Here is a 14,712-nt window from a genome sequence, read left to right as displayed (position 1 = left end):
GGTCGCAGGTTCAAATCCTGTCGTCCCGACTGGAGACAGTCGCGGATCGAGGGGCGGTTCCGGAGAAATCCGGGACCGCCCCTCGATCAGTTGGTCACGGAAACCGGGTGGACCGGGGTCCGGTCCGGTGGCGTCGAGGACGCTGCGGCGTGCCTGGACGCTCAGGCGTGATGCCCGATATATCACTGTCGGGTGCCTTGTCCTCCCGCCCTCCCCGTGCCACCCGCGCACGGACCCGCATGACCGCACTCGTCCTCTGCCACTTCGCGCTCGCGCTGTTCGCCGCGCCGCTGGTGAGGCGGTGGGGCACTCGCGCCTTCCTCGTGCTGGCCCTGCCGCCCGCGGTGGCGACCGTCTGGGCGGCCACCCGGTGGAGCACGACGGCCGCGGGCGGCGCCGACACCGCCGAATGGGCCTGGCTGCCCGCCTACCACGTGGACTGGGCGCTGCGGCTGGACGCCCTCGCCGAACTCATGGTGCTGCTCGCCGGGGGAGTGGGCACCGTCGTCCTGGTCTACTGCGCCTCCTACTTCGACGACCGGTCGCGCCAGCTGGGCAGGTTCGCCGGGAACCTCCTCGCCTTCGCCGGGGCGATGCTCGGTCTGGTCCTCGCCGACGACCTGATCCTGCTCTACATCTTCTGGGAACTGACGACCGTCTTCTCCTACCTGCTGATCGGCCAGACCAGCGACCACAAACGCAACCGGCGCAGCGCCCTGCAAGCCCTGACGGTCACCACGCTCGGCGGACTGACCATGCTCGTCGGTTTCCTCGTCCTGGGTCACCAGTCGGGCACCTACCGGATCTCGGCCATCCTCGCCGACCCCCCGCCCGCGTCGGCGGCGCTGTCCACGGCGATCGTCCTGATCCTCGTCGGAGCCCTCTCCAAGTCCGCGATCTGGCCGTTCAGCCTGTGGCTGCCCAACGCCATGGCCGCCCCCACCCCGGTCAGCGCCTACCTGCACGCCGCCGCGATGGTCAAGGCCGGCGTCTACCTCATCGCCCGGCTCGCCCCCGCCTTCGCGGAGGTCACACCCTGGCGGCCGCTCCTGCTCGTCCTCGGCTCCGCGACGATGCTGCTGGGCGGCTGGCGGGCGCTGCGCCTGCACGACCTCAAACTGGTCCTCGCCCACGGCACCATCAGCCAGCTCGGCTTCCTCACCGTCCTCACCGGCGCGGGCCGCCACGACACCGGCCTCGCCGCCACCGCCATGATCCTGGGCCACGCCCTCTTCAAGGCCCCGCTCTTCCTGGTCACCGGGATCATCGACCACGCCACCGGCACCCGTGACCTGCGCAGACTCTCCGGGCTCGGGCGCCGGCTGCCCGCCGTGTGCGCCGTCGCCGTCGTCGCCGGACTGTCCATGGCCGCCGTACCGCCGCTGCTCGGCTTCACCGCCAAGGAGGCCGCCTTCCAGTCCCTCCTGGAGGGGGCCTCCGCCGACCGCTGGGCGCTCGCCGCGACCGTCGTCGGCTCGGCCCTGACCACCGCCTACACGCTGCGCTACCTGTGGGGCGCCTTCGCCCGCAAGCCCGGCGTCCCCGACACCGACGCGCACGCCGTCCCGCCGGCCTTCCTCGCGCCGCCCGCCGTGCTGGCCCTGGCCTGCCTGGTACTCGGGCCCGGCGTGTCCTGGCTCCAGGGTCTCCTCGGCACCTACGCCGGGCAGTTCCCCGTACCCGCCCACCCGTACCACCTGGCGCTGTGGCACGGGGCGGGCCTCGCGCTCGTTCTGTCCGGCGCGGCCTGGGCGGGCGGGGTCCTGCTGTTCCTCGCCGCGAGCCCCGTGGCGCGGGCCGGACACACCCTCGCCTGGCGCTCCGCGGACCGGAACTTCGGACGGTTCCTGCTCGCCCTGGAACGCACCGCCCTGCAGTGCACCGGATTCGTGCAGCGCGGCTCGCTGTCGGTGTACCTGGTGACGACCATGAGCGTGGTCCTCGCCGGGCAGATCGCCGTCCTCGTCGCGGACGAACCCTGGACCTCGGTCCCCGCGCCGCGGCTGTGGGACCATCCGGCCCAGGCCGGCGTCGCGCTGCTGACCTGTGCCGCCGCGCTGCTGTGCCTGGGTGTGCGTCGCCGAATGAAGGCCGTCGTACTCGCCGGCCTCACCGGGTACGGCACCGCGCTGCTCTTCGTCGCGCAGGGCGCCCCAGACCTCGCCCTGACCCAGTTCTGCGTGGAGACCGTCTCGATGATCGTCTTCGTGCTGGTGCTGCGCCGGATGCCGGTGTACTTCGAGGAGAACTACAGCTGGTGGCGACGCGTCCTGCGGATGCCGGTGGCGCTCGCGGGCGGCGCCGCCGTCGCCGTCGTCGTCTGGATCATGGCGGGACACCGCCGGGCCGACAGCGCCGGGGCCGCGATGGTGGAGGAGACCGCGCACCACGGCCTGAAGGACGTCGTCGCGACGATCCTCGTCGACCTGCGGGCCTGGGACACGATGGGGGAGTCCGCGGTGCTCGCCGCCGCCGCGATCGGCGTCACCAGCCTCATCTACCTGCACCGCCGCACCGACGCCGCCGAGCAGCCCGTACTGCCGCTGCCCGGGGACCACCCGCACGCCGGCCTGCGCACCGCCTGGCGGGCGAGCCCGTACGAATCGGCGGGCCTGCCCAGCGGCGACGAGGGGGCGCCGGAACGGAACTGGCTCGCGGCCAGTTCCACCCTCGCCCCCGAGCGCCGCTCCCTCGTCCTGGAAGTGGTCGCGCGCCTCATCTTCCACCCCATCCTCGTCCTCTCCGTCTATTTGCTGATGTGCGCGGAGAACCTGCCGGGCGGCGGCTTCGTCGCGGGCCTGACCGCCGGCGTCGCCTTCATCGCCCGCTATCTCGCGGGCGGGCGGCACGAACTCGCCGACGCCGTGCCCGCCAAGCCGGGCCTGTTCACCGGCCTCGGCCTGTTCCTGTCCACCGGGGTCGCGCTGGGCGGCCTCGCCGAGGGCACCGTGCTGCACGGCTGGACCTGGCACGGCCACCTGCCCGTCTGGGGCGACGCCCACCTGTCCACCGCCGTCCTCTTCGACTGCGGCGTCTACCTCCTCGTGCTCGGCGTGGTCCTGGACATCGTGCGGGCCCTCGGCGCCCGCATCGACCGGCAGATCGAACGGGCCGCCGCCCAGGGCGCCGCACGCTCGGAGGCGGGCCCAGCATGACCGTGAGCCTCGCCCTCCTGGTCGCCGCCGCCGTCCTCGCCGCCGTCGGAGCCACCCTGCTGCTGACCCGGTCCCTGACCCGGATCCTGCTCGGCGCGGTCGTCCTCGGCAACGGCGTCAACCTGCTGGTCCTCACCTCGACGGGCAGCGCGGGCGCCGCGCCGCTGCTCTACCCGCACGTCATCCGCAACCGGGTCACCGACCCGCTGCCCCAGGCCATCGCCCTCACCGCGATCGTCATCACCCTCGCCACCACCGCGTTCCTGCTCGCCATGGCCTACCGCAGCCACCAGGTCACCGGCTCCGACGAGATCAGCGACGACACCGAGGACCGGCTGGTCGCCCTGCGCGCCGAGTTCCTCGACCGGCGCGGCGAACTACGGGACCGCTACCGGGAGCTGCGCGCCGAGCAGGGCACCAGCCCCGAGCAGCGCGCCCGCTACCGCGCCGCACGCAGACGGCTGCGCCGGCGGGTCCGCGAGGAACGCGCCTACCAGGCCCGCGCCAACGACGTCTCCGGGAACATCTGGAACGACATCCTCGGCGCCGACCCCGAGGACTACCGGGAGGGACGGGAGCTGGGCTCCACCGACGCGGCCGGCCGGCCCGGGCCGGCACCGGCCCGGGTTGCCGGGCCCTCCAACGACCCCGAGGAGACCGGCCGCGAACCCGACTCCCACCCCGGCGAGGACTCCGGCCACCCGCCGCCCGACCAGCCCGACGACCCCGAGGGCGCCGGCACCGAAGGAACCAGGTGAACGCGCTCGTCCCCCTCCCCGTCCTGCTGCCCCTGTGCGTCACGGGCCTGAAACTGGCCATCGGCCCCCGGCTCCAGCGGTTCCAGCGCTTCATCAGCCTCGCCGTCCTCGGCGCGGTCCTGGTGCTCTCCGTACTCCTCATGGTGGCCGCCGACCGCCACGGCCCGCTCAGCGTGCACCTCGGCGACTTCGCGCCGCCGGTCGGCATCACCCTCGTCGCCGACCGGCTGGCGGGCCTGATGCTCACCGTGTCCAGCGCCGTCACTCTGCTCGTCCACCTGTACTCGCTGGGCCAGGGCATGGCGGACCGCGACGACCAGGCGCCGGTCGGCGTCTTCCACCCCGCCTACCTCATCCTCGTGGCGGGCGTCTCCTGCACCTTCCTGGCCGGAGACCTCGTCAACCTCTACGTCGGCTTCGAGATCATGCTTGTCGCCAGCTTCGTCCTGCTCACCATCGGCGGCACCGCGACCCGCATCCGGGCCGGGTCGACGTACGTGATCATCTCGTTGTTCTCCTCGGTGCTCTTCCTCGTCGCCATCGCCATGACCTACTCGGTCGCGGGGACCGTCAACTTCGCCCAGCTCGCGGTGCGACTGCAGGAGATCCCGCTCGGGGTGCGCACCCTGCTGGAGGCCATGCTGCTGACGGTCTTCGCGATCAAGGCGGCGGTGTTCCCGCTCGCGGCCTGGCTGCCCGACTCCTATCCGACCGCGCCCGCGCCGGTCACCGCGGTCTTCGCCGGCCTGCTGACCAAGGTCGGCATCTACTCGATGCTGCGCACCCAGACCCTGCTCTTCCCCGGCCACCGTCTCGGCGACCTGCTGATGCTCGCCGCGCTCGCCTCCATGGTCATCGGCATCCTCGGCGCGGTCGCCCAGACCGACCTGAAACGGGTGCTCTCCTTCACCCTCATCAGCCACATCGGCTACATGGTCTTCGGTATCGCGCTCGCCGGACGCGGCTCGATCAGCGGGGCGATCGTCTACGTGGCCCACCACATCACCGTGCAGACCACCCTCTTCCTCGTCGCCGGGCTCATCGAGCGGCGCGACGGCACCACGGAACTCACCCGCCTCGGCGGCCTGGCGAGGTCCGCGCCGCTGCTGGCCGTGCTGTTCTTCGTGCCCGCCATGAACCTCGCCGGCATCCCGCCGCTCTCCGGGTTCATCGGCAAGCTCGGACTGATGCGGGCGGGCGTCGACAACGGCGGCGGCTGGGCCTGGGCGCTGGTCGCGGGGTCAGCCGTCACCAGCCTCCTCACCCTCTACGTCATGGCGAAGGTCTGGAACCTCGCGTTCTGGCGCGACGCGCCACCTGGGACCGAGGGGGAGGGCAGGGTGCTGGAGTCCGCCGGGGACGAACCTGGCGACGACGAGGACGACGAGGGCGAGAAGGCGACCGGCTCCGGGGGCGGCCTGCCGGTGCCCGCGGGGGCCGTGGTCTCCGCCGGTTTCCTGGGGCAGGCCATCACCACCACCAGGCGGCTGCCCTGGCCGATGCTGGTGGCGACCGGCGCCGCCGTGGCTCTCGGCCTGCTGTACACCGTGCTCGGCGGCCCCCTCACCACCTTCACCGAGGCCGCCGCCGTCGAACTCCTCGCCCGTACCCCCTACATCGAGGCGGTGCTCGGCCGATGAGCAACCTCTTCCGCGACCGTTCCCCCTACAGCTGGTCCTTCCGTGTCGGTGGCGGCAGACGCGTTCTCGACCTGCCGCTCGTCGCATGGCTCACGGTCATCTGGATCCTGCTGTGGGGCACCCCGTCCTGGGCCAACCTCGTCAACGGCGTCATCGTCGCGGTGTGCCTGTGTCTCGCCTTTCCGCTGCCCGCAGTCGACCTCGGCCTGCGGCTGCGCCCACTGGGCATCCTGCGGCTCGCGGCCTACCTGCTGTACGACATGTTCTCCTCCAGCGTCGAGGTCACCCGGCAGATCTTCGCCAAGGGCCCCTATCACGCCGCGGTCGTCGCCGTACCGCTGCGGGTGCGCAGTGACCTCATGCTCACGGCCACCGCCGTCGCCGTCTCCAACGTCCCCGGCGGCTCGGTGATCGAGGTACGCCGGTCGACGGCCACCGTGTTCCTGCACGTCCTCGACGCCGGCAACCCCGGTGAGATCGAGAGCGCGCAGCGGTCGGTGTGGCGCATGGAGGGACTCGTCGCCCGAGCCTTCGGCACCGCCGAGGACATCGCCCACGCCGCCCGGCCCGTACCGAAAGGGGACCCCTCGCCGTGACCGTCCTGCACGCCGTCGAAGAGGCCATGCTGGTCGCCTCGCTCGTGATGATCCTCGTCGCGGGCGCCCTGCTGCTGTACCGCATCTGGTACGGCCCCTCGATGCTGGACCGCGCGGTCGCCCTGGACGTGGCGGCGGCGCTCATCATCGCCGGCATCGCCGTCAAGGCCGCCCACGACGGCGACTCCTTCTACTTCCCCGTGATGCTGGTGCTCGCCTTCCTCGGCTTCACGGGCTCGGTGGGCATCGCCCGGTTCATCGCCGTACGCGACCGGCCCTCGGTGCGGGCGGACGGCAAGGAGGACCACCGGTGAGAGCCTGGGCCGAGGCCGCCGACCTGGCCGGGGTGGTGCTGCTGTTCCTCGGCTGCCTGCAGTGTTTGCTCGGTGTGATCGGGATGCTGCGCCTGCCCGACGTCCTCTCCCGGAGTCACGCCGCAACGAAACCGCAGACCCTCGGGATCCTCCTTGTCCTCGCCGGGGTGGCGTTGCGGCTGCGTCACGGCATCGACCTGGGCACCCTGGCGCTCATCGTCTTCTTCCAGTTCCTCACCAGCCCGGTCGCCTCCCACCTGGTGGCCCGCTCCGCCTACCGCACCGGCCAGACGGGGTCCCGGGGTCTGCTCCGGGACGACCTGGACCCGCAGTTGAGCGACGGGGAGCGGCAAGGGGAGTAGCTCGGGGGAGCGTTCAGGCTACGCAGCCCACATGCGCCAGCGCCTGCTTCAGCAACACCCCGTGACCGCCCGGCATCTCGCTGCGGACCGCCTCGGACAGAGCGTCCTGCGGGCTGAACCAGACCAGGTCGAGCGCGTCCTGCCGAGGCCGGCAGTCGCCGGCCACCGGGACGACATAGGCGAGGGAGACCGCGTGCTGACGGGGATCGTGGTACGGCGTGACGCCGTGCGTCGGGAAGTACTCGGCCACCGTGAACGGCTGGAGCGAGGCCGGCACCCGGGGCAGCGCCACCGGGCCGAGGTCCTTCTCCAGGTGACGCAGCAGGGCGTCCCGGACCCGCTCGTGGTGCAGCACCCGGCCGGAGACCAGCGTCCGGCTGACCGTCCCGTCGGGCCCGATGCGCAGGAGCAGGCCGACACTGGTGACTTCGCCACTGTCGTCGACGCGCACGGGCACGGCCTCGACGTACAGGATCGGCATGCGGGCGCGTGCCATCTCGAGGTCGTCGGTCGACAGCCAGCCGGGCGTGGTTTCGGTCATGTCAGACATCGCTTGATCATACTTTCAGCCTTTCCTGCTCCCCGGGCGGCGCTCCCGGAGTGTGACCGGTCCCACGCCGCTCAGCCTTCGCGCACCGGTCCGCCGGGCAGCCGGACAACAGCCGGCGGACCGAACGATGTCCGTCGCGCACCATTGTGCCGTCCGGTGATCACGGTGTCCGGGTTTCGCCCGAGGAGCGCACACGCTGACGCCCCGCGCCGCGCCGGGTGACGCGCCACGGGGCGTGGTGCCGGGGCCCGCCGGTGAGACACGGGGCGTGGTGCCAGGGCCCGCCCGGCGGGAGGTCAGTCCAGGTTGGTGGGTTGCGGAGAAGGGGTCCCGCCGTTCAGGACGGTCTTCAGACGCTCGGTTCCCTGGCGTGCCCCCTGTTCCACGGACGAGATCTCGTCGCCGTCCAGGCCGCCGCCGGTGATGGTGAGGGCGGAGGTGCCGACGCGTACGGCGGCGACGTCCAGGGTGAGCGTGGCCGGGGTGTCGGCGGCGGTGCCCCGCACGGTCACGTGCAGGCCCTCGCGGGCGTCGCCCAGGTCGGGTACCGAGGACTCGGTCACCTGGACCGTGCGCTTCTCGCCGTTGTCGTCGGTCGCGGTGAACTCGTCGCACTTCTGCGGCAGGGAGTCCAGCCACTTCAGGCGGTCGTCCAGCCCGGCGCGGTCGTAGCCGGCGACCTGCTCCAGCAGGCGGGAGTCCCCCTGCTCGAAACCGGTGAGCGCCGACGGGCCCGACGTCTCGCCCAGCAGGTCGTCGCGGTAGAGCGAGTCCAGCAGTTTCTGGCAGTCGGCGGCGTCGGTCTTCGCGGTGAGGAAGTCGGAGACGTCGACCTCGCCGACGAGCAGCCGGTCGCGCCACTTGTCCGCGTCCTGGACCCGGTTCCAGTCGTCCTCCAGGTCGGCCTCGGTGAGCAGGGCGGCCTTCGCGCCGGACTCGGTGAGGACGGAGGCGCCGGGGGAGCCCGTGGGCGAGCCGGTGGCAGACCCCGTGGGGGAGTCCGTGGGTGCCTTCCTCGCCGCGTCCTGCTCGGCGGCCCGGGCCTGCGCGGCGGTGTCCGACGCCGCCCCCGACCCGCCGGCGTCGTCCGAGCAGGCCGCTGTGGTCAGCAGGGCGCCCGCCGCCAGGGCGGAGGCCAAGAGACGGACGGGGTGGGACGGACGACGGCTCATCGCGGATGCCTCCTGGGACGTGACACGGTGTCCACAGCGCATCACCGCCCCCGCGGACGCACCAGCGCTCGGGGCTGTTCGGGTGACTGGCCGCCGCAGCCGGGAAGGCTCACCCGGCGTGGTCGAGGGTGTCGCGCGCGACCTCCTTGTCCACCGACGCGCGCACCAGCGCCGCCGCCAGAACGGCCGGTTCCGTCGTCCCGGCGAGGCCGACGAGCCGGTCCGGGTCGCCCGGAAGACCGAGTCCTTCCGCGCCCTGGAGGGCCTTGCGGTCCAGGTAGGGAGCCACCTCGGGCCAGACGCGCTGGACTTCGCGCAGAAAGATGTCCGCGCCGGTCGGACCAACCCCGGGGAACTCCTGGAGCAGCCGCCGTGCCTCGGGCACCTCGCCGTCCGCCTCCTTCCGCAGCCGGCGCAGGTCTCCGCCCCATCGCCCGGTCAGCAGTTCGGCGGCGTCACCGAGCTGGGTGGCGGTGCGCTCGTCGTAGCGCCGATAGCCGCCCCGGCCCAGCGTGTCCACCCGTTCCTGCCAGTCGGCGTCGGCCATGCGGCGAGGGTCACGCAGCCCCGCCTCGTGCAGGGCACGAGCGGTGGCCACGGCGACCGAGCCGCGGACGCGGGCACTGAGCAGATGGGCGAGGACGAGCAGCCGGTACAGCGGCTGCGGGGTGTCCTGCAGCCGGATGCCCGCCTCCTCGGCGTACGTCTGCCCGTGCGCGCCGACGAGTTCTCGTACGACGCGCCGCTGGTCACGGCTCATGGCTCACGGCTACGGTTTCAGCGGGTCGTGACCGACCGTCATCAGCCGGTGCCGGAGCCGGGCGTCGTCGGACTGCGGCTCGTTCTCCAGGTCGGTCTGTGACGTCACGGTGTCCACGACCTTGCGCATCGCCCGGAGGTCGTCCTCCGTCAGGTCCGTGCGCCGCTTCTGCAGGATCGCCAGGACATGCTGGCCGAGCGGTGAGCCGGCGTCGTCGGGCAGTGGCTCGGTGAGCTCGCCGGAGTCGCGCACCCGGAGCCAGTCCGCGAGTTCCGCGGAGGTCATGTTGACGACACGGTGGAAGTCCTCCCACAGCGCGTCGAGTTCGAGGGCGTCGGCCATGAGGTGTCCCTCATTTCGTCGTGCGTATGTGCGTACTGCTTCTCGTCCTACTGCTTTTCGTCGCGCGATGTGCGTACAGCGCGGTCGTACGGGGCGGAGCGACGCGCTCCTCCTCGCAGGTGCCTGCCCACACGCCCGACGTCTGCCCCAGGTCGAGGGCGAACGCCAGGCACTGGGCGCGCACCGGGCGCCGGGCGCAGACCCGTCCGGCGGCCTCCGTGTCCCGCAGGCCCGGTCCGCCCGTGCCCACCGGGAAGAACAGTTCGGGGTCCTCATCCACGCAGGCGGCGCGGCGCAACCACTCCATGGGGGCGCGGGTGCCCAGGGGGCGTCCGGGCAAACGCTCGCCCGGGGCGCCTCGGCGAACCCTGGCGCACCCCGGGGTCAGGAGCCCCGGCCCGCTCAGCGCGCGAGCGCCCTGTCCAGGAAGCGAGTGACGTCGGCGAGCACCTCCGCCCGGTTCGTCTCGTTGAAGATCTCGTGCCGGGCGCCCGGATAGATCCGCTCGGTCAGGCCGCCGCCGTTGAGCCGCTCGACGCCGGGGCGGCTGCCGGCCGGCGGTACCAGCCGGTCGTCGTCGCCGTGCGCCCACAGCAGCGGGAGTCGGCCGACGTCGCCCTTCTTGGCCACGGTGTCCAGGGTCCGTACGAACGCCTCGGCCGTCGGCCGCTTCATCGGGCCGTGCCACACCAGCGGGTCGGCCGCGTACGCCGCGCCGACCGCCGGGTCCCGGGAGAGCGAGGAGGGGCTGATCGGGGTGTCGGGGATCTCCTCGAGGGCGAGCAGCGTGCGCGGCAGCTCCCAGTCGCCGATGACCGGCCCGGACAGCACGAGTGCGGTCAGTTCGCCGGGGTGGCGCTGGGCGTAGCGGGAGGCGATCAGGCCGCCCATGGAGTGCCCGATCATGACGACCGGCAGGTCCGGGTGGGCGGTCCGGGCATGCTCGGCCACGGTGTGCACGTCGGTGACCACGTCCTCGAAGTCCTCGATCAGGACCCGTTCGCCGTCCGACCGCCCGTGCCCGGCGTGGTCGGCGCCGTACACGGCCGCGCCGTGCCCGGTCAGGATGCCGGTCACCTCTTCGTAGCGGCCGATGTGCTCGCCGTAGCCGTGTGCCAGCAGTGCGACGTACGTGGGGCGCCCGGCGGGCCACTCGCGGGCGGTGAGCCGTCCCCGCGTTCCGGTCAGGACGTGTTCGCGGGCCTCGGTCATGTCTCCTCCAACTGCGTCGGTGAAGGTCACCGGGGGATCTTCCCAGGGAGCCGCCCGGAGGTCTATAGTCCAAAACTAGCAGTGCTAATTAAGTGTTCACTCGCCGGCCGCCCGGCGACCGAGTGACGGTCAGGAGCCCCCTCGTGCGTCCCGTCCACTTCGCGGCCGCCCGCCGCACCCCGATCGGCAAGCTGCGCGGCGCCCTGTCCACCGTGCGGCCCGACGACCTCGCCGCCGCCGTGATCCGGGGCCTGGTCGCCGACGTGCCCGAGCTCGACCCCGCCCGCGTCGACGACGTCTACTGGGGCGCCGCGAACCAGGCCGGCGAGGACAATCGCAACGTCGCTCGCATGGCCGCCCTGCTCGCCGGCCTGCCCGAGTCCGTGCCCGGCGCCACGGTGAACCGACTGTGCGCCTCCGGCCTGGAGGCCGTCACCACCGCCGCCCGCACCATCGCCGCCGGCGAGGCCGAGATCGTGCTCGCGGGCGGCTCGGAGTCGATGAGCCGCGCCCCCTTCGTACTGCCCCGTCCCGACGAGGCGCTGCCGCACCGTGTCGAGACCGCCGACACCCGGCTCGGCTGGCGCCTGGTCAACCCGGCGATGAAGGACCTGCACGGCCTGCTGGCCATGGGCGAGACGGCGGAGGAGGTCGCCGCGCGGTACGGCGTCCCGCGCGAACGGCAGGACGAGTTCGCCCTGCGCAGCCACCGCCTGGCCGCCGAGGCGCGGAAGAACGGCCACTTCGACGACGAACTGCTCCCCGTCGCGCGCCCCGACGGAGTGGTCGTCGACACCGACGAGTGCGTCCGCGAGGACACCTCCCTCGAGAAGCTCGCCCGCCTGAAGCCGGTCTTCCGCGCCGGTGGCACGGTCACCGCGGGCAACGCCTCCCCGATGAACGACGGCGCCGCCGGCCTCCTCCTGGTCAGCGAGGAGGCCCTGAACGACCTGGGCCTGGAGTCCCTCGGCCGCTACGTCGCCGGCGGCTCGGCGGGCGTCCACCCGGACGTCATGGGCATCGGCCCGGTCCCCGCCACCCGCAAGGTCCTCGCCCGCGCCGGATGGAGCGTCGACGACCTCGCGGAGGCCGAGTTCAACGAGGCGTTCGCCGCCCAGGCCCTCGCCTGCGTGGACCGGCTGGGCATCGACCCCGACCTCGTCAACCCCAGCGGCGGCGCCATCGCGCTGGGCCACCCGCTCGGCTGCTCCGGCGCCCGCATCCTCAGCACCCTGCTCCACCGCATGCGCCGCACGGGCGCGGCCCGCGGGCTCGCCACGATGTGCGTCGGCGTGGGGCAGGGCAGCGCGGTGCTCGTCGAACGGCACTGATCCCTGACCGCACGACCCCCACCCCTCTGCAGAGCCGCAGCAAGGAACGGAGCAACACCCCATGGCAACCCTCTCCGTCGCCGCCATCCTCGCCGAGAACGCCCGGCGCCGTCCCGACAAGGAGGCACTGGTCGAGGGCGACCTGCGGCTGACCTTCGCCGAGGTGTGGCAGCGGGCCAGGGCCCAGGCCGGCGCCCTCACCGGCCTGGGCGTCCGGCCGGGGGACCGGGTCGCCCTCATGGCGCCGAACACCGCCGACTTCCCCATGGCCTACTACGCGATCGCCGCGACCGGTGGCGTCGTCGTACCGGTCCACCTGCTGCTGTCACCGGCGGAGGCCGAGCACGTCCTGCGCGACAGCGGCGCCACCCTGCTGCTGTGCCACCCGGCCCAGGCGGAGACCGGGACGGCCGCCGCGCGGGAGGCGGGCGTACGGGTGATCACCCTCGGCGACGAGCTCGACAAGCTCGCCGCCGACGCCGAGCCGCTGCCCTCGTACGTCACCCGCGACGCCGACGACCCGGCCGTCGTCTTCTACACCAGCGGCACCACCGGCGTCCCCAAGGGCGCGGTGCTCAGCCACTTCAACCTCGTGATGAACGCGACCGTCAACGCCTTCGACGCCAACGACATCCGGCCCGAGGACGTCGCGCTCGGCGCCCTGCCGCTGTTCCACGCCTTCGGCCAGACCGTCTCCCTGAACTCCACCTGGCGCGCCGGCGCGACCCTCGTCCTGCTGCCGCGCTTCGACGCGGCGCGCGCGATCGAGCTGATGGTGAAGGAGAGGGTCAACACCTTCCACGGAGTGCCCACCATGTTCGTCGCCCTCGCCGCGGCGGCGGCCGACGCCGGCGCCCTGCCCGGCCTGCGGGTGTGCGTCTCCGGTGGCGCCTCGCTGCCCGTCGCCGTGCTGGAGCGCTTCGAAGCAGCCTTCGGGGCCCGGATCTACGAGGGATACGGGCTCTCCGAGACCTCCCCGGCGGCGGCCGTGAACCAGCCGGTGTTCGGCGCGAAGCCCGGCACGATCGGCCACCCCCTGTGGGGCGTGGACGTGGAGATCGCCCGCGCGGAGGCCGAGGACGGCATCGAGCTGCTGCCAACGGGTGAGCTGGGCGAGGTCGTCGTGCGCGGCCACAACGTCTTCTCCGGCTACCTCGGCCGCCCCGAGGCCACCGCCGAGGCACTCGTCGACGGCTGGTTCCGCACCGGGGACCTCGGCACCAAGGACGACGAGGGGTTCCTCAGCATCGTCGACCGGAAGAAGGACATCGTCATCCGGGGCGGCTACAACGTCTATCCGCGGGAGGTCGAGGAGGTGCTGATGCGTCACCCCGGCGTCGCGCAGGTCGCCGTCATCGGCATCCCGGACGAACTGCACGGTGAGGAGGTGTGCGCCGTGGTCGTCCCCGCTCCGGGCGCGACGCCGGACGCCGCCGAGGTCACCGAGTGGTCCAAGCAGCACCTCGGTAAGTACAAGTACCCGCGCCGTGTGGAGTTCGCGGACGCGCTGCCGCTGGGCCCGAGCATGAAGGTGCTGAAGCGGGAGCTGCGGGTACGGTACGCGGCGGGCTGAGGCGGGCCAAGGGGCCACTTGTCGAGACGGCGCTTACGGCGCCGGTCGGGTGCGCATAGCATCGGTGCCCGCAATGGACACCATGACACTCTGGCACCTCACCGGCTGGGAATTCGCCGCGCTCGCCTTCGCGGCCTTCCTCGTCGGCTTCTCCAAGACCGCCGTGAGCGGGGCCAACACGGTCAGCCTCGCGATCTTCGCGGCGGTCCTGCCCGCCCGCGCTTCCACCGGCATCCTGCTGCCGGTCCTGATCGCCGGTGACATCCTGGCCGTCCTCACCTACCGGCGCCACGCGCACTGGCCCACGCTGTGGCGGCTGTTCCCGGCGGTGGGGGTCGGCGTGGTCGCGGGCACCGTGTTCCTGGTGTGGGCGAACGACGCGATCGTACGGACCTCGATCGGCGCGATCCTGCTGCTCATGGCCGGGGTGACGGTGTGGCGCCGACGGCAGGCCGACGCGGTCGAGCGGCGGGTCGGGCGAGGAGCCGGGCGGCGGGCCGAGCAGCCGGAAGGACAGCGGGGCCGAATGCCGGACGGGCAGCCGGGCGGAAAGCCGGAGGAGGCCACGGCGCGGGCCGGCCGTGTGAAGGCCCGCTCATACGGGGTCCTCGGCGGCTTCACCACGATGGTCGCCAACGCGGGCGGCCCGGTGATGTCGATGTACCTGCTCTCCGCGGGCTTCAAGAAGCTCGGTTTCCTGGGTACGTCGGCCTTCTTCTTCCTGATCGTCAACGTCTCCAAGCTGCCCTTCAGCGCCGGCCTCGGCCTGATCGACGGCCGCTCGCTGCTCCTTGACGCCGCACTCGTGGTCTTCGTGGTGCCCGGTGCGTTCATCGGCAAATGGGCTGTTGACCGGATCAACCAGCGTCTGTTCGAACGGTTGGTGATCGCGGCGACGGTGATCGGGGGCCTCCAGCTCCTCCTGCCCTGACGGTGCGTAGCCTCGA

At 72.6% G+C, this 14,712-nt stretch carries 15 protein-coding genes; 9 read left to right on the top strand and 6 right to left on the bottom strand.

The features are described from left to right. Window positions 1-239: 239 nt before the first annotated feature. The 6 genes from ABEA26_RS15895 to mnhG are packed head-to-tail and all read left to right on the top strand — an operon-like array spanning window position 240 to window position 6,825. On the top strand, window positions 240-3,155 hold the full coding sequence (locus ABEA26_RS15895; protein WP_345592944.1) for a Na+/H+ antiporter subunit A: 2,916 nt from the start codon (window positions 240-242) through the stop codon (window positions 3,153-3,155). Continuing rightward, window positions 3,152-3,913, top strand: a complete 762-nt coding sequence (locus ABEA26_RS15890) for a Na(+)/H(+) antiporter subunit C (protein ID WP_345592942.1) — start codon at window positions 3,152-3,154, stop codon at window positions 3,911-3,913. The genes ABEA26_RS15895 and ABEA26_RS15890 overlap by 4 nt, the downstream gene beginning before the upstream one ends. Continuing rightward, window positions 3,910-5,553, top strand: a complete 1,644-nt coding sequence (locus tag ABEA26_RS15885) for a Na+/H+ antiporter subunit D (protein ID WP_345592940.1) — start codon at window positions 3,910-3,912, stop codon at window positions 5,551-5,553. Before ABEA26_RS15890 ends, ABEA26_RS15885 begins: the two co-directional genes overlap by 4 nt. After that, complete coding sequence (locus tag ABEA26_RS15880; RefSeq protein ID WP_345592938.1) at window positions 5,550-6,149, top strand: Na+/H+ antiporter subunit E; 600 nt, start codon at window positions 5,550-5,552, stop codon at window positions 6,147-6,149. Before ABEA26_RS15885 ends, ABEA26_RS15880 begins: the two co-directional genes overlap by 4 nt. A 26-nt stretch (window positions 6,150-6,175) precedes the next feature. Beyond that, window positions 6,176-6,463, top strand: coding sequence for an MrpF/PhaF family protein (locus ABEA26_RS15875; protein WP_425587846.1), 288 nt, complete (start codon window positions 6,176-6,178; stop codon window positions 6,461-6,463). Then, entirely contained in the window at window positions 6,460-6,825 is a 366-nt protein-coding gene (mnhG, locus tag ABEA26_RS15870) for a monovalent cation/H(+) antiporter subunit G (RefSeq protein ID WP_345592934.1), read from the top strand. Before ABEA26_RS15875 ends, mnhG begins: the two co-directional genes overlap by 4 nt. A 13-nt stretch (window positions 6,826-6,838) precedes the next feature. Here the strand turns inward: mnhG and ABEA26_RS15865 are convergent, their stop codons facing one another. The 6 genes from ABEA26_RS15865 to ABEA26_RS15840 all read right to left on the bottom strand — a co-directional run bounded on the left by ABEA26_RS15865 (window position 6,839) and on the right by ABEA26_RS15840 (window position 10,861). Next, window positions 6,839-7,366: an NUDIX hydrolase family protein gene (locus ABEA26_RS15865; RefSeq protein ID WP_345592945.1), complete on the bottom strand. Its 528-nt coding sequence runs from the start codon at window positions 7,364-7,366 to the stop codon at window positions 6,839-6,841. 305 nt (window positions 7,367-7,671) lie between these two features. After that, the gene (locus ABEA26_RS15860; RefSeq protein WP_345592933.1) at window positions 7,672-8,547 is read right to left on the bottom strand and encodes a hypothetical protein; all 876 of its coding nucleotides are present in this window, start codon (window positions 8,545-8,547) and stop codon (window positions 7,672-7,674) included. Between the two features lie 109 nt (window positions 8,548-8,656). Beyond that, a complete protein-coding gene (locus tag ABEA26_RS15855) occupies window positions 8,657-9,307 on the bottom strand; it encodes an HhH-GDP family DNA glycosylase (RefSeq protein ID WP_345592932.1) in 651 nt (216 codons plus the stop codon). Between the two features lie 9 nt (window positions 9,308-9,316). After that, window positions 9,317-9,649 carry a DUF3140 domain-containing protein gene (locus ABEA26_RS15850; RefSeq protein WP_345592931.1) on the bottom strand — a complete coding sequence of 111 codons (333 nt, stop codon included), beginning with the start codon at window positions 9,647-9,649 and terminating at the stop codon, window positions 9,317-9,319. 10 nt (window positions 9,650-9,659) lie between these two features. Then, a complete protein-coding gene (locus ABEA26_RS15845) occupies window positions 9,660-9,956 on the bottom strand; it encodes a WhiB family transcriptional regulator (protein WP_345592929.1) in 297 nt (98 codons plus the stop codon). A 95-nt stretch (window positions 9,957-10,051) separates the two neighbouring features. Next, the gene (locus ABEA26_RS15840; protein ID WP_345592927.1) at window positions 10,052-10,861 is read right to left on the bottom strand and encodes an alpha/beta hydrolase; all 810 of its coding nucleotides are present in this window, start codon (window positions 10,859-10,861) and stop codon (window positions 10,052-10,054) included. Between the two features lie 143 nt (window positions 10,862-11,004). On the opposite strand from ABEA26_RS15840, the gene ABEA26_RS15835 reads away from it, so the two are divergent. From ABEA26_RS15835 to ABEA26_RS15825, 3 genes are all read left to right on the top strand, one after another. Then, entirely contained in the window at window positions 11,005-12,192 is a 1,188-nt protein-coding gene (locus tag ABEA26_RS15835) for a thiolase family protein (RefSeq protein ID WP_345592925.1), read from the top strand. A gap of 61 nt (window positions 12,193-12,253) precedes the next feature. Continuing rightward, a complete protein-coding gene (locus ABEA26_RS15830; RefSeq protein WP_345592924.1) occupies window positions 12,254-13,765 on the top strand; it encodes a long-chain-fatty-acid--CoA ligase in 1,512 nt (503 codons plus the stop codon). 73 nt (window positions 13,766-13,838) lie between these two features. Further along, on the top strand, window positions 13,839-14,696 hold the full coding sequence (locus ABEA26_RS15825; RefSeq protein WP_345592923.1) for a sulfite exporter TauE/SafE family protein: 858 nt from the start codon (window positions 13,839-13,841) through the stop codon (window positions 14,694-14,696). Window positions 14,697-14,712 lie beyond the last annotated feature (16 nt).

The sequence above is a fragment of the Streptomyces marokkonensis genome, assembly GCF_039539045.1.
In the GTDB taxonomy this organism is placed as follows: domain Bacteria; phylum Actinomycetota; class Actinomycetes; order Streptomycetales; family Streptomycetaceae; genus Streptomyces; species Streptomyces marokkonensis.
Note: the sequence above shows the minus strand (reverse complement) of the source record. Positions and strands in the feature narration are given on the sequence as shown.

Bases quoted from the DNA above. Each gene is read 5' to 3' on its own strand.
- ABEA26_RS15895 (WP_345592944.1), top strand. From the start codon at position 240: ATGACCGCACTCGTCCTCTGCCACTTCGCGCTCGCGCTGTTCGCCGCG.
- ABEA26_RS15890 (WP_345592942.1), top strand. From the start codon at position 3,152: ATGACCGTGAGCCTCGCCCTCCTGGTCGCCGCCGCCGTCCTCGCCGCC.
- ABEA26_RS15880 (WP_345592938.1), top strand. From the start codon at position 5,550: ATGAGCAACCTCTTCCGCGACCGTTCCCCCTACAGCTGGTCCTTCCGT.
- ABEA26_RS15875 (WP_425587846.1), top strand. From the start codon at position 6,176: ATGCTGGTCGCCTCGCTCGTGATGATCCTCGTCGCGGGCGCCCTGCTG.
- ABEA26_RS15865 (WP_345592945.1), bottom strand. From the start codon at position 7,366: ATGACCGAAACCACGCCCGGCTGGCTGTCGACCGACGACCTCGAGATG.
- ABEA26_RS15860 (WP_345592933.1), bottom strand. From the start codon at position 8,547: ATGAGCCGTCGTCCGTCCCACCCCGTCCGTCTCTTGGCCTCCGCCCTG.
- ABEA26_RS15855 (WP_345592932.1), bottom strand. From the start codon at position 9,307: ATGAGCCGTGACCAGCGGCGCGTCGTACGAGAACTCGTCGGCGCGCAC.
- ABEA26_RS15850 (WP_345592931.1), bottom strand. From the start codon at position 9,649: ATGGCCGACGCCCTCGAACTCGACGCGCTGTGGGAGGACTTCCACCGT.
- ABEA26_RS15845 (WP_345592929.1), bottom strand. From the start codon at position 9,956: ATGGAGTGGTTGCGCCGCGCCGCCTGCGTGGATGAGGACCCCGAACTG.
- ABEA26_RS15840 (WP_345592927.1), bottom strand. From the start codon at position 10,861: ATGACCGAGGCCCGCGAACACGTCCTGACCGGAACGCGGGGACGGCTC.
- ABEA26_RS15830 (WP_345592924.1), top strand. From the start codon at position 12,254: ATGGCAACCCTCTCCGTCGCCGCCATCCTCGCCGAGAACGCCCGGCGC.
- ABEA26_RS15825 (WP_345592923.1), top strand. From the start codon at position 13,839: ATGGACACCATGACACTCTGGCACCTCACCGGCTGGGAATTCGCCGCG.